At 60.9% G+C, this 13,790-nt stretch carries 12 protein-coding genes and 1 pseudogene; 9 read left to right on the top strand and 4 right to left on the bottom strand.

What is annotated here, in order from left to right:
* The first annotated feature begins 15 nt into the window (after positions 1-15).
* From fmt to J3D60_RS21420, 4 genes are read left to right on the top strand one after another with little or no spacing between them, the layout of a single operon-like run.
* Positions 16-969, top strand: coding sequence for a methionyl-tRNA formyltransferase (gene fmt / locus J3D60_RS21435; protein ID WP_253492699.1), 954 nt, complete (start codon positions 16-18; stop codon positions 967-969).
* Positions 966-2,276, top strand: a complete 1,311-nt coding sequence (rsmB, locus tag J3D60_RS21430; protein WP_253492698.1) for a 16S rRNA (cytosine(967)-C(5))-methyltransferase RsmB — start codon at positions 966-968, stop codon at positions 2,274-2,276. The genes fmt and rsmB overlap by 4 nt, the downstream gene beginning before the upstream one ends.
* Positions 2,277-2,298: 22 nt before the next feature.
* Complete coding sequence (gene trkA, locus J3D60_RS21425; RefSeq protein WP_027608153.1) at positions 2,299-3,672, top strand: Trk system potassium transporter TrkA; 1,374 nt, start codon at positions 2,299-2,301, stop codon at positions 3,670-3,672.
* A gap of 18 nt (positions 3,673-3,690) precedes the next feature.
* Positions 3,691-4,002 (top strand): M48 family metallopeptidase, encoded by a 312-nt coding sequence (locus J3D60_RS21420; RefSeq protein WP_065926817.1) that lies wholly within the window; start codon positions 3,691-3,693, stop codon positions 4,000-4,002.
* Positions 4,003-4,126: 124 nt separating this feature from the next.
* Here the strand turns inward: J3D60_RS21420 and J3D60_RS21415 are convergent, their stop codons facing one another.
* Both J3D60_RS21415 and J3D60_RS21410 read right to left on the bottom strand, forming a co-directional pair.
* Positions 4,127-5,014 (bottom strand): lysophospholipid acyltransferase, encoded by an 888-nt coding sequence (locus J3D60_RS21415; protein WP_065937902.1) that lies wholly within the window; start codon positions 5,012-5,014, stop codon positions 4,127-4,129.
* A gap of 40 nt (positions 5,015-5,054) precedes the next feature.
* The gene (locus J3D60_RS21410) at positions 5,055-5,612 is read right to left on the bottom strand and encodes a DNA-3-methyladenine glycosylase I (RefSeq protein ID WP_065926816.1); all 558 of its coding nucleotides are present in this window, start codon (positions 5,610-5,612) and stop codon (positions 5,055-5,057) included.
* Between the two features lie 81 nt (positions 5,613-5,693).
* Between J3D60_RS21410 and glyQ the strand changes: the two genes are divergently transcribed.
* The 4 genes from glyQ to J3D60_RS21390 all read left to right on the top strand — a co-directional run bounded on the left by glyQ (position 5,694) and on the right by J3D60_RS21390 (position 10,090).
* Positions 5,694-6,647, top strand: coding sequence for a glycine--tRNA ligase subunit alpha (gene glyQ / locus J3D60_RS21405; RefSeq protein ID WP_003187265.1), 954 nt, complete (start codon positions 5,694-5,696; stop codon positions 6,645-6,647).
* Positions 6,644-8,698 carry a glycine--tRNA ligase subunit beta gene (glyS, locus tag J3D60_RS21400; RefSeq protein WP_065937904.1) on the top strand — a complete coding sequence of 685 codons (2,055 nt, stop codon included), beginning with the start codon at positions 6,644-6,646 and terminating at the stop codon, positions 8,696-8,698. The genes glyQ and glyS overlap by 4 nt, the downstream gene beginning before the upstream one ends.
* Positions 8,699-8,700: 2 nt before the next feature.
* A complete protein-coding gene (gene gmhB, locus J3D60_RS21395; protein WP_168166790.1) occupies positions 8,701-9,237 on the top strand; it encodes a D-glycero-beta-D-manno-heptose 1,7-bisphosphate 7-phosphatase in 537 nt (178 codons plus the stop codon).
* Positions 9,238-9,319: 82 nt separating this feature from the next.
* Entirely contained in the window at positions 9,320-10,090 is a 771-nt protein-coding gene (locus J3D60_RS21390; RefSeq protein ID WP_065926814.1) for a 1-acyl-sn-glycerol-3-phosphate acyltransferase, read from the top strand.
* A 179-nt stretch (positions 10,091-10,269) separates the two neighbouring features.
* On the opposite strand, the gene J3D60_RS21385 is transcribed toward J3D60_RS21390, so the two are convergent.
* Both J3D60_RS21385 and J3D60_RS21380 read right to left on the bottom strand, forming a co-directional pair.
* The gene (locus J3D60_RS21385; RefSeq protein WP_253492695.1) at positions 10,270-12,552 is read right to left on the bottom strand and encodes a CHASE2 and HATPase_c domain-containing protein; all 2,283 of its coding nucleotides are present in this window, start codon (positions 12,550-12,552) and stop codon (positions 10,270-10,272) included.
* Positions 12,553-12,555: 3 nt separating this feature from the next.
* Positions 12,556-12,722: pseudogene (locus tag J3D60_RS21380) on the bottom strand (hypothetical protein); the annotation flags it as partial.
* Between the two features lie 278 nt (positions 12,723-13,000).
* On the opposite strand from J3D60_RS21380, the gene J3D60_RS21375 reads away from it, so the two are divergent.
* Complete coding sequence (locus J3D60_RS21375) at positions 13,001-13,726, top strand: response regulator transcription factor (RefSeq protein ID WP_065937906.1); 726 nt, start codon at positions 13,001-13,003, stop codon at positions 13,724-13,726.
* Positions 13,727-13,790 lie beyond the last annotated feature (64 nt).

Below are 13,790 nucleotides of genomic sequence, written 5' to 3'. Positions count from 1 at the left end.
TAACCGAGACCTCCCATGACCGAGCCATTGCGCATTGTTTTTGCCGGCACGCCTGAATTTGCCGCCGAACACCTCAAGGCCCTGCTTGCCAGCCCTTATGACATCGTCGCGGTGTACACCCAGCCGGATCGCCCGGCCGGTCGCGGGCAAAAACTGATGCCGAGCCCGGTCAAGCAGTTGGCGCTTGAGCACAACATTCCCGTGCTGCAACCGCCGACCCTGCGCAACGCCGAGGCCCAGGCTGAACTGGCGGCGCTGCAACCGGACTTGCTGGTGGTGGTGGCCTACGGTTTGATCCTGCCCCAGGTCGTGCTGGATATTCCACACCTGGGCTGTATCAACAGCCACGCCTCACTGCTGCCACGCTGGCGCGGTGCGGCGCCGATCCAACGTGCCGTGGAGGCAGGCGACAGCGAAAGCGGCGTGACGGTGATGCGCATGGAGGCGGGTTTGGACACCGGCCCGATGCTGCTCAAGGTCACCACTCCGATCACGGCCCAAGACACCGGTGGCAGCCTGCACGACCGCCTCGCCGAGATGGGTCCGCCCGCCGTGATCCAGGCTATTGCCGGTCTCGCTGCCGGAACCCTGCAAGGTGAGGTGCAGGACGACAGCCTGGCCACCTACGCCCACAAGCTGAACAAGGACGAAGCCCGCATCGACTGGAGCCGCCCGGCTGTGGAGCTGGAACGCCTGGTGCGTGCCTTCAACCCGTGGCCGATCTGCCACAGCACCCTCAATGGCGAAGCCTTGAAAGTGTTGGCCGCGACCTTGGCCGACGGCAAAGGCACACCCGGTGAAATCATCGGCGCCAGCAAGGAGGGGCTGCTGGTCGCTTGCGGCGAACAGGCGCTATGCCTGACCCGTCTGCAATTGCCCGGTGGCAAGGCGCTTAATTTCAGCGATTTGTACAACAGTCGCCGTGAGAAATTTTCCCTGGGCACGATCCTCGGGGTGGCAGCCCAATGAACCCGCGTCTGGCCGCCGCCAAGGCCCTGGCCGCCGTACTCAACGGCAAGGCTTCGCTGAACAGTTCGCTGCCCACGCAGTTGGACAAGGTTGAAGACCGCGATCGTGGTTTCACCCAGGACCTGGCCTTCGGCACCGCCCGCTGGCAACCACGGTTATCGGCGCTGGCAGCCAAGCTGCTGCAAAAGCCGTTCAAGGCGGCCGATGCTGATGTCGAGGCGCTGCTGCTGGTCGGTCTCTATCAGTTGCTCTACACCCGCGTGCCGGCCCACGCCGCCATCGGTGAAACCGTCGGTTGCGCCGACAAGCTGAAAAAGCCCTGGGCCAAGGCCCTGCTCAACGCGGTACTGCGCCGCGCCCAGCGCGAAAGCGAAGGACTGCTGGCCGAGTTGGAACATGACCCGGTGGTGCGCACCGCTCACCCGCGCTGGCTGCAAAAATCCCTGAAGGCCTTCTGGCCAGAGCAATGGGAAGCCATTTGCGCGGCCAACAACGCGCACCCGCCGATGATCCTGCGGGTCAATCGTCGTCATCACAGCCGTGATGCGTACCTGCACTTGCTGACGAACGCAGGGATCAACGCCACGCCATGCGTGTACAGCAGCGACGGCATCGTGCTGGAAGCGGCCACCGACGTGCGCAGCCTGCCGGGCTTCGCCGAAGGCTGGATCAGTGTGCAGGACGAGGCCGCGCAACTGGCCGCCGACCTGCTCGACCTGGCTCCCGGTCAGCGTGTACTGGACGCCTGCTGTGCTCCAGGCGGTAAGACCTGTCACATCCTCGAAGTTGAAAAGGACCTGGCCGATGTAGTGGCGGTCGATCTGGAAGCCAAGCGTCTGGTGCGTGTACGGGAGAACCTTGCACGCCTGGGCCTCAGCGCCGAGCTGATCGCTGCCGACGGCCGCGACACCGCCACCTGGTGGGACGGCAAACCGTTCCAGCGCATCCTGCTCGACGCGCCGTGTTCCGCCACCGGTGTGATCCGCCGTCATCCGGACATCAAGCTCACCCGCCAACCCGACGACATCGCCGCCCTGGCGGTGCTGCAAGGCGAACTGCTCGACGCACTGTGGCCGACCCTCGAAGTCGGCGGCATCCTGCTCTACGCCACCTGCTCCACCTTGCCCACCGAAAACACCGAGGTGATCGAAGCCTTTCTCGCCCGCACCAGCGGCGCGCGGGAACTGGACCTCGCCACGGCCGCCGGTATCAAGCAGCCCCATGGCCGCCAGTTACTCGCGCAGGAAGGCGGGCATGATGGTTTCTACTACGCCAAACTGATCAAGATCGCCGCCGCGCGCGGCTGAACGGGTTTAAGGGAGTGACCGGATGAAAATCATCATCCTTGGAGCAGGGCAGGTTGGCGGCACACTGGCCGAACATTTAGCCAGTGAAGCCAATGACATCACCGTGGTCGACACCGATGCCGAGCGCCTGCGCAACCTGGGCGACCGCCTGGATATCCGCACCGTACAAGGCCGGGCGTCGTTTCCTACTGTGCTGCGTCAGGCGGGTGCCGACGATGCCGACATGCTGGTCGCGGTCACCAACAGCGACGAGACCAATATGGTCGCCTGCCAGGTCGCCCACACCCTGTTCCACACCCCGACCAAGATCGCCCGGGTGCGTGAAGCCGCCTACCTGACCCGCGCCGGCCTGTTTGATAACGACGCTATCCCCGTGGACGTGCTGATCAGCCCGGAACAGGTAGTCACCCACTACATCAAGCGCCTGATCGAAATCCCCGGCGCCTTGCAGGTGATCGACTTCGCCGGCGGCAAGGCGCAATTGGTGGCCGTGAAGGCCTACTACGGTGGGCCACTGGTGGGTCAGCAGTTGCGTCAACTGCGTGAACACATGCCGAATGTGGAAACCCGCGTAGCCGCGATTTTCCGACGTGACCGGCCGATCCTGCCCCAGGGCGATACGGTGATCGAGGCCGATGACGAAGTATTCTTCATCGCTGCCAAAGCGAATATTCGTGCCGTCATGAGTGAAATGCGTCGGCTCGATGAGAGCTACAAACGCATCGTCATCGCCGGCGGCGGGCAGATTGGCGAGCGCCTGGCCGAAGCGATCGAAAGTCGCTACCAGGTGAAAATCATCGAGATGAGCCCGGCACGCTGCCGGCATTTGTCCGACACCCTGGACAGCACGGTCGTACTGCAAGGCAGTGCCTCGGACCGCGACCTGCTGATGGAAGAAAATATCGCCGACGCCGACATCTTCCTGGCCCTGACCAACGATGACGAGGCCAACATCATGTCGTCCTTGCTGGCCAAGCGGCTGGGGGCCAAGAAGGTCATGACCATCATCAACAACCCGGCCTACGTCGACCTGATCCAGGGCGGCGATATCGACATCGCCATCAGCCCGCAACTGGCCACCATCGGCACCTTGCTTGCCCACGTGCGCCGTGGCGATATCGTCAGCGTGCACTCCCTGCGCCGGGGCGCGGCGGAGGCCATCGAGGCGATTGCCCACGGTGATTCGAAGTCGAGCAAAGTGATCGGCAAGGCCATCCGCGATATAGGCCTGCCGCCGGGCACCACCATTGGCGCAATCATTCGTGATGAGGAAGTGATCATCGCCCACGACGACACGGTGATCGCCACGGGTGACCACGTGATCCTGTTCCTGGTGGATAAAAAACATATCCGCGATGTGGAGAAGCTGTTCCACGTGGGATTGAGCTTTTTCTGATCAACCGGAGTGACTGACATGCTCGAATCCCTGGAAAAAATGCTCGCCAAGGGTGTGGATAATTCCCTGCTGCGCTTTGGGTTGGGCAAGGGTTATCTGGACCTGAAGGACAATGCCAAGGCGGCGGAGCATTTGCACAAATGCGTCGAGTTCGATCCGAAGTATTCGGCGGCGTGGAAGTTGTTGGGCAAGGCGCAGCTGGGGCAGGGTGATAACGCCGCGGCGCGACAGGCGTGGGAGAAGGGCATCGAAGCGGCCCAGGCCCATGGCGACAAGCAGGCCGAGAAAGAGATGACGGTGTTTCTGAAGAAACTCGACCGCCAAAGCTAAGCAGATCGAAAATGTGGGAGGGGGCTTGCTCCCGATAGTGGTGTTTCAGTCAAACATGCGTTGGCTGACACACTGCTATCGGGAGCAAGCCCCCTCCCACATTTGGTTTTGGATTGGCTCTGGGTCAGTACCACCGCGCCTCACCCGGCGGGCGTTTCTTGAAGCGCTTCATGCTCCACATGTACTGGCTCGGGTAGGCGCCGACATAACGCTCCACCACTTTGCTCATCGCCGCGCAGGACGTGGCGGTGTCGGTGCTGTACATGTCTTCCGGCGCCGCTTCCAGGATCACTTTGTAGCCCGAACCGTCCGGCAGCCGCAGCGCATGCAGGAACACCCCCACGGCCTTGTGGCCGGCGAGCATGTTCGGCACGAACTTGCTGGTGAGCGCCTGGGTGGCGAAGAACGGCACGAAGATCCCTGCGGACTCGGCCGGCTCCGGGTCGGCCGGAATACCCACCTGGCCGCCTTTGCGCACTTCCTTGATCACACTGAGGATGCCTTCCTTGGTGGACGCCGCCACGCGGTTACCCAATTGTACGCGCTGCTTGCGCAGCAACTCGTCCACCGCCTTGAGCTTGGGCGGGCGGTAAAAAATGATCGGTTTGCACTGGCTGCAATAGAAGTGGTTCAACACCTCCCAATTACCCAGGTGGCTGGTGATGCCGACCACACCTTTGCCCGAGGCCAGGGCGTCGTGCAGCACTTCCAGGCCTTCGACTTCACGCACCAGGTCGATGGAGCGCTGGGCCGGCCAGATCCAGGCGCAGGCACTTTCGGTCAGGGACTTGCCGATGTCCTTCAGGCTCTGGCCAACCAGGCGCTCGCGCGCGGCGGGGTCCATGTCCGGGAAGCATTTAGAGAGGTTGATCCGCACCGTGTCACGGGAGCGGTTAGGGGTTTTCCACATGATCCAGCCGATGGCCGTGCCGACCGCTTGAACCGCGCGCCAGGGCAATAGGGCAAACAACCGAAGAGCGCCTACCAGCAAGGCGCCTTTAAACTTTTCCACAGGTCACTCCTGATCGTGTGTGGTGCGCAAAGCCGCCATTCTAACCGGCGTTGGCCAAGTCCGCGTAACGGTCGCAGTCCTGGGTGTGGTCCATGACCATGCCCGAGGCCTGCATGAACGCGTAACAGATGGTCGGGCCGACAAAGGTGAAGCCGGCTTTCTTGAGTGCTTTGCTCATGGCTTCAGCCTCCGGCGTAATCGCCGGCACTTCGCTGCGGTCCTTGAAATGGTTGACCTTGGGCACGCCGCCGACAAACGACCAGAGCCACCCCACCGGATCTTCAAGCGCCAGCCAGGCTGCGGCGTTGCGCCGGGTGGCGTTGAGCTTGAGGCGGTTACGCACAATGCCAGGGTCAAGCATCAGCGCTTCGATCTCGGCATCGGTCAGCTGTGCCAGACGCCGGGCATCAAAACCAAACAAGACCTTTCGATAATGCTCGCGTTTGCGTAAAACGGTGATCCAGGACAGGCCCGCCTGGAACCCTTCGAGCAAAAGCAACTCGAACAAACCCTGCGCATCGCGCAGCGGCGTTCCCCACTCCTGATCGTGATAAGCCATGTACAGCGGATCTTCAGAACACCAAAAGCAGCGTGGCATAAGGCTCCAGGGGATGGTGGCGCGGCCGAATCGGGTATACTCCCGCTCTTTAAATCGCAGCCCAAGTAACAGGTGAATTTCGTGAGCCAGCCTACGCCAGCCGTGCGTACCTTCCAAGACTTGATCCTCGCCCTCCAGCAATACTGGGCCGAGCAAGGTTGTGTGGTACTTCAGCCCTACGATATGGAAGTAGGCGCCGGCACTTTCCACACCGCTACATTCCTGCGGGCCATCGGCCCGGAAACCTGGAACGCCGCTTATGTGCAGCCCAGTCGTCGCCCGACTGACGGCCGCTACGGCGAAAACCCGAACCGTCTGCAGCACTACTATCAGTTCCAGGTAGTCCTGAAGCCGAACCCGGATAACTTCCAGGAACTGTACCTGGGCTCGCTCAAGCACGTGGGCCTCGACCCGCTGGTGCACGACATCCGTTTCGTCGAAGACAACTGGGAGTCGCCCACCCTCGGCGCCTGGGGCCTGGGCTGGGAAGTCTGGCTCAATGGCATGGAAGTCACCCAGTTCACCTACTTCCAGCAGGCCGGTGGCATCGAGTGCTACCCGGTGACCGGCGAGATCACCTACGGCCTCGAGCGCCTGGCCATGTACCTGCAGGGCGTGGATTCGGTCTACGACCTGGTGTGGGCTGACGGCCCGTTCGGCAAAGTGACCTATGGCGATGTGTTCCACCAGAACGAAGTGGAGCAATCGACCTACAACTTCGAACACGCCAACGTCGACAAGCTGTTCGAACTGTTCGACTTCTATGAAAGCGAAGCCAAGCGCCTGATCGAACTCGACCAGCCGCTGCCGTTGCCGAGCTACGAAATGGTGTTGAAGGCCTCCCATACCTTCAACCTGCTGGACGCCCGCCGTGCCATCTCGGTAACCGCGCGCCAGCAATACATCCTGCGTGTACGCACCCTGGCGCGTTCCGTCGCCCAAGCCTACCTGCTGGCTCGCGCCAAGCTGGGCTTCCCGATGGCCACCCCGGACCTGCGTGATGAAGTGTTGGCTAAGCTGGAGGCTGCACAATGAGTGCTCAAGATTTCCTGGTTGAACTGGGCACCGAAGAGCTGCCACCCAAGGCACTCAATACCCTGGCCGATGCGTTCCTGGCCGGTATCGAAAAAGGCCTGCAGAGCGCCGGCCTGAAGTTTGAAGCGAAAAAAGTCTACGCCGCACCGCGCCGCCTGGCCGTGTTGCTGACCGCGCTGGAAACCCAGCAGCCGGACCGCAGCATCAACCTCGACGGCCCGCCACGCCAGGCGGCTTTCGACGCCGAAGGCAACCCGACCCAAGCCGCACTGGGCTTCGCCAAGAAATGTGGCGTCGAGCTGAGCGAGATCGACCAGAGCGGCCCGAAACTGCGTTTCAGCCAGGTCATCACAGGCAAGCCGACCGCCAGCCTGTTGCCGACCATCGTCGAAGACTCCCTGAACGACCTGCCGATTCCCAAGCGCATGCGCTGGGGCGCGCGCAAGGAAGAGTTCGTGCGCCCGACCCAGTGGCTGGTGATGCTGCTCGGTGACCAGGTCATCGATTGCACCCTCCTCGCCCAGAAAGCTGGCCGTGATTCCCGTGGCCATCGCTTCCACCATCCACAAGCGGTGCGCATCACTTCGCCGGCTAACTATGCCGCCGATCTGCGTGCTGCCTACGTGCTGGCCGATGCCGACGAGCGTCGCGAGCTGATCAGCAAGCGCACCGAAGAACTCGCCCGCCTGCAGGAAGGCACCGCCATCGTGCCGCCAAGCCTGCTCGACGAAGTGACCGCGCTGGTTGAATGGCCGGTGCCGCTGGTGTGCTCGTTCGAAGAACGTTTCCTCGATGTGCCGCAGGAAGCGCTGATCACTACCATGCAGGACAACCAGAAGTATTTCTGCCTGCTGGACGTGGAGGGCAAGTTGCTGCCGCGCTTTATCACCGTGGCCAACATCGAAAGCAAGGACCCGCAGCAGATCATCGCCGGTAACGAGAAAGTCGTTCGCCCACGCCTGACTGACGCCGAGTTCTTCTTCAAGCAAGACAAGAAGCAGAAACTCGAAGACTTCAACCTGCGCCTGCAGAACGTGGTGTTCCAGGAAAAACTCGGCAGCGTCTACGACAAGGCCGTGCGCGTTTCCAAGCTGGCGGCCTACATTGCCCCACGCATCGGCGGTGATGCCGCCTGGGCTGCGCGCGCAGGCTTGCTGTCCAAGTGCGACCTGGCCACCGAGATGGTCGGCGAGTTCCCGGAGATGCAGGGCGTTGCCGGTTACTACTACGCCCTCAACGATGGCGAGGCGGACGATGTCGCGCTGGCGCTGAACGAGCAGTACATGCCGCGTGGCGCCGGCGCCGAGCTGCCGACCACCCTGACCGGTGCGGCCGTGGCCATCGCCGACAAGCTGGATACCCTCGTCGGTATCTTCGGTATCGGCATGCTGCCTACCGGTAGCAAAGACCCGTATGCCCTGCGTCGTGCAGCCCTTGGCGTGCTGCGTATCCTGATCGACAAGAAGCTCGACCTCGACCTGACCCAGGCCGTGGTGTTCGCGGTCGGCCAGTTCGGTGGCAAGGTCAAGCAAGCCGGCCTGGCCGAGCAAGTGCTGGAGTTCGTATTCGACCGCCTGCGTGCGCGTTATGAAGACGAAGGCGTGGACGTTTCCGTCTACCTGTCGGTACGTGCCCTGCAACCGGGTTCGGCACTGGACTTCGATCAGCGCGTACAAGCCGTACAGGCGTTCCGTAAGCTGCCCGAAGCCGACGCCCTGGCCGCTGTGAACAAGCGAGTGTCGAACCTGCTGAGCAAGGCCGAAGGCCTGGGCAACGCCGATGTCGACCCAGGCCTGTTCGCCGACGCTAAGGAGTTCTCGCTGAATTCTGCCATTGCCAAGGCAGAGAACGCGGTGAAGCCGCTGATCGCCGAACGCAATTACGCCGAAGCCCTGGCGCGCCTGGCGACCTTGCGTGAGCCGGTGGATGCGTTCTTCGAAGCGGTGATGATCAATGCCGAAGATGCCGGCGTGCGGAAAAACCGCTACGCCATGCTGGCGCGTCTGCGTGGCCTGTTCGTCAACATCGCTGACATTTCGACGCTGAGCTGACCATGTTGAAACTGCTGATTCTCGACCGGGACGGGGTGATCAACTACGACTCCGACGCTTACATCAAGTCGGTGGCGGAATGGATTCCACTGCCCGGTTCGATCGAGGCCATCGCGCAGTTGAGCAAAGCCGGCTGGACGGTGGCCATCGCTACCAACCAGTCCGGCATCGCCCGCGGCTATTACGACATCGCCACCCTGGACGCCATGCACGCGCGCTTGCGCACGCTGGTGGCGGAGCAGGGCGGTGAGGTGGGGCTGGTGGTGTATTGCCCTCACGGGCCGGATGAGGGCTGCGATTGCCGCAAACCCAAGCCTGGCATGTTGAAAATCATTGCAGAACATTACAAGGTGCCCTTGGCTGGGATATGGTTCGTCGGGGACAGCCTCGGTGACCTGGAGGCGGCCAAAGCCGTCGACTCTCAGCCAGTTTTGGTAAAGACCGGGAAAGGCGAAAAGACCCAGGTGAAAAACCTGCCGGTAGGCACCTTGATTTTTGACGATCTGGCGGCGGTTGCCGCAGAACTTATCAACAACTAGCCGCCCTCGACTTCCTGGCCAAGGACTGTTCGGGAGTGCGCTTTTAACAGGCGGGCCATGTCCCGCAACGGTAAATGCCGCCATGTCGATTTTGCAGGCCATCAGAACCTTTTTCTTTTACCTGCTGCTGGGCACCAGTTCGTTTCTCTGGTGCACCCTGAGCTTTTTTATTGCGCCGTTCCTGCCGTTCAAGGCGCGCTATCGCTTTATCAACGTCTATTGGTGCCGCTGCGCGTTGTGGCTGACCAAGGTGTTCCTGAACATTCGCTTCGAGATCAAGGGCGCTGAAAACGTACCGGACCAGCCGTGCGTGATTCTGTCGAACCACCAGAGCACCTGGGAGACCTTCTTCCTCTCGGCTTACTTCTCGCCGTTGAGCCAGGTGCTCAAGCGCGAGTTGCTGTACGTGCCGTTCTTCGGCTGGGCCATGGCCATGTTGCGCCCGATCGCCATCGACCGTGACAACCCCAAGGCGGCGCTCAAGCATGTCGCCAAGAAGGGCGATGAACTGCTCAAGGATGGCGTGTGGGTGCTGATCTTCCCGGAAGGTACGCGGGTACCCTTTGGGACAGTCGGCAAGTTCTCTCGCGGCGGTACCGCATTGGCAGTCAACGCCAACCTGCCGGTGCTGCCGATTGCGCATAACGCCGGCAAGTTCTGGCCGAAGGCGGGTTGGGCAAAACGCGCGGGCACCATCACTGTGGTGATAGGCGAGCCAATGTACGCAGAAGGGGAAGGCCCACGCGCCATTGCCGCGCTGAATGACCGTGCCCAGGCATGGAATGAAGCGCAGCAGCGGGCCATGGGTTCCCTGCCGCCGGAGCCGATTGTGGTGGAGACGCCGGTGGTATGAGCATCTGTGGATAACCTGTGTACGCTTTGTTGGCGAATTGGCTTTTTTTGGTCCTAATAAGTTGATTTAGTTAGATATTTCCAAATCCATTAAAATCGCAAAAAACGTGCATAAGTTTTTTCCGCATTAAAAAACCGGTCCTTGAGACCGGTTTTTTATGCACAGCGCAAAGGTACGTTTTAGCCGTCGTCCAGCAAGGGCAGCTGCAGGCTGAAAGTGGTGCCTTTGCCCACGGTGCTTTCACACTCGATACGGCCCCCATGACGCTCCACCACCGCCTTGACCATGCTCAGTCCCAACCCCAGCCCTTCGCTGCCTTGGGCCGAGTCAAAGCGCTTGTACTGGCTGAACAGTTCCGGCAAATCCTCGGCGGCTATCCCTGGGCCCTGGTCGCTGATGCGGCATTCCAACCAGCCTTGCGCGCTGCTGTGCCGCAGCCGGACAGTGGTACCGGACGGAGAGTATTTGATCGCGTTCTCCAGCACATTGAACAATGCGCGGGTGAGCAGCGATTGATCGGCTGACACCATCCCTTCATCGGCCTCATCCAGATCGTGGACCAGGTGAATCCCCTTGAGCTGGGCGATCACGGCCACTTGATCAAAGGCATCCATTACCAACATGGCGAACAGCGTAGGCTCGAACTGGTAGCCATCGGCCTCAGCCCTCGCCAGTTGCACAAATGATTCGGTCAGGCTCAAGGCGCGGCGTACTTGTTGCTCTATCTGGGCGAATATCGGCGACTCACTGCCGTGCACATCCAACAGGGCGAGGATCGCCGAATGGGGTGCACGCAAGTCGTGGGAGAGGAAGCGCAGCATGGTTTCCCGATGCTGCTGGGCCTCGCGTTCCTTGCTCAGGTCGGTGAGGCTCAACAGCCAGCCAAGCGCGACATCCCCTTCGGCCGGCAGCAAGGGGGCAAGCTCCATGCGCAGGCTGCGTTGATGGATATCACGAAACTCGATGAGTTCCAGTGTCGAGAGGGTAGGGCGTACGCCATTGTGCAGCGGCGGATAACCCAGGTCGGCCAGTTGCTCCAGAAGGTTATGGTTGATCAGATCATTGCCGAACACTTCCCGGGCGATGCGGTTGGCCAACAGGACATTACCCTGGGTGTCTGTGATCAGTGTTGCCACCGGCAGGCATTCCAACCCATCGGCCATAAACCGTCGGGTGTCCCGCGTACGACTGACCGCTTGCTCCAAGGCAAAGATACGGCCCTGTAATACATCACCTTTGCTGGCGGGTGCACGACGGCGTTCGGGCAAGACTTTGGGTTCGTGATCCAGGCGCGCCAATTCCCAGCCAAAGTAGGCCAGGATCACGCTGAGACGCCGCCAGTTCCAGATCAGGTAGCTGAGCAGCAAACCGATCCAACAGGCCGCGGGCGACCACCAGTAGCCCAGGCGCAATAAGGCCGCTGAACCGAGCAAGGCCATGCACATGCACCCCAGGGTCATCCACAGCGCATAGTGTGGGCGGTAGAGCAGCAGGCCCAACAGCACCGCCACCAGGGACGTTGCCATCAGTGCGGCCAGCCAACCGGGCATATCGACGATACTTCGACCTTGCAGCAAGCCATTGAGTACATTGGCCTGGATCTCCACACCCGCAGTCGTACCGGCCATAGGCGAGAGCGGGGTGACAAAGCGATCGCCCATGCCCGACGCAGTTGCCCCCACCAGAATCAGACGGCCCCGTAACCGCTCAGGAGGGACCTCACCGTGTAATACGCTGGCATAAGACACACTCGGGAAATGGGTGTCGGCAGCAATAAACGGGATACGGACAGCATGCTCCCGGTGCCAATCCTGGGTGATCGATGGCAGAGGTTCCCCGGGCATCTCGGCCGATTGCCCGCTCATCACGAAAGCCAGCCACGCTAACTGAAGCGCCGTGGCGTCGGCTGGTCCCTCGCGCATATACAGCCTGCGGACCACGCCATCGCTATCCGCCTCCACATTGATGTGCCCGACACCCTTGGCACATTTGAGCAGTGACAACATTTGTGCCCCAGGCTGGCTATAGCTGGCCGAATCGTCACGAGCCAAGGGCAACAATACGTTGCCGGCGTTGCACACCGCGTCGGCCAGGCGCTTGTCATTGACCGGGTTACCGGGCTCGCTGAAGACCACATCAAACAGGATACCGGCCGGTTGCGCCGCGCTCAGGCGATCGATCAGGTCGGCGTGCACACTGCGCGGCCAGGGCCACTGGCCGAGTTTCTTCAGGCTAGGGTCATCGATGGTCACCAGCAGGATACGCGGGTCCACCGGCAGCGGTGCCAGACGACGAAGGCTGTCGTATAGCGGGTTGTTCAAGGCCAGGCCAGGACTCATCGAGAGGTAGGCAGTGATTGGCAACAGCAGCAAACCGATCCATAACCACTCACGTACCAGACCGTGGAACAGGCGCTGGGCATGGGTGGGTTGGCGCTTTTCGGCCTTTCCCCAGAGCATCATGGATCAACGCGCCTGAGTTGTTGGCGTGCGATAGAAGATGGCATAGACCCCCGATTCCTCCTCAGGCGTTGCATGGCGTAAGCCGACACACGTACGTGATAGAACGACGCGTTGAGCCCAGTGAAGCTCATTTTCGGCGCGGTGGAAAAAATTTCCTGCTGGATGTTCATAACGGCGGGGATTCCAAAGGGCATCCACTATCGGGGCACAGGAGTTTACGACAGCGCACGCGTCGGCTGATCCTTTTCCTTAAGGCCTGGAGCCGGTATCTTTCCCACATCGGTATGGAGGAGTTTCAATGGCGTATTCGCTTATTGATCCCAGCGTACCGAGAGATCCAAGGGGTCGACGAACCTGAGCACAATTCTTCAGATTCATTGACCGGCATCTGCGCAGTACGTGCCCCTCAATACGACTGCCGTACTCTTCAAGAAGAAAGGACCCACCCATGCGTGTCGCAATACTGGATGACGAACCCGCTGAATTGCGACGGGTGGAACAGACACTGCGACAAATCCCCAGCACCGCCGAACAACCCTGGTCCCTGCATTGCTTCGAACGCGGCGAAGACCTGCTGCGTCAGTTGCGTCGGGAGACCTTCGACCTGCTGATACTCGACTGGCAACTGCCCGACATCACCGGTATTGCCTTACTGCGCTGGACCCGTGAACACATGGAGTCGCCACCTGCAGTCATCATGCTCACCAGCCGTGATGCCGAAAGCGATATCGTCAGCGCATTGAACAGTGGCGCCGACGATTACGTCAGTAAACCCTTTCGGCCTAACGAACTGAAGGCACGAGTGACAGCCGTTCTACGTCGGCATGGCCTGCAGAGATCGGCAACCCCTGAAGTGCAGAGTTTCAACGACCTGACCTTCGACGACGCAGAGTTGACCGTCACACGCGCAGGCAAACCGATCAACCTCACCGAGCGCGAATATCGCCTGGCGAGCTGCTTGTTCGCCAACCTGGCTCGGCCGCTGTCGCGCGAGTACCTTTATGAGCGGTTCTGGACCCATGAAGAAATGGTGTCCTCGCGGCCGCTGGATACGCATATCTATCGGCTACGCAACAAGCTCGGGCTTACCGCTGACAGGGGTTGGCAATTGTTGACGATCTATGGGTATGGGTATCGATTGGAGAGTGTGGCGGCGGCTTCTTCTCATGGATAAAAAACACGATGTTCCACGTGGAGCATTTTGCAGAAGATGATTTCCACGCAATAAAAAAGGCCAA

The organism is Pseudomonas sp. S3E17 (assembly GCF_024168685.1).
Taxonomy (GTDB): Bacteria; Pseudomonadota; Gammaproteobacteria; order Pseudomonadales; family Pseudomonadaceae; genus Aquipseudomonas; species Aquipseudomonas marginalis.
Note: the sequence above shows the minus strand (reverse complement) of the source record. Positions and strands in the feature narration are given on the sequence as shown.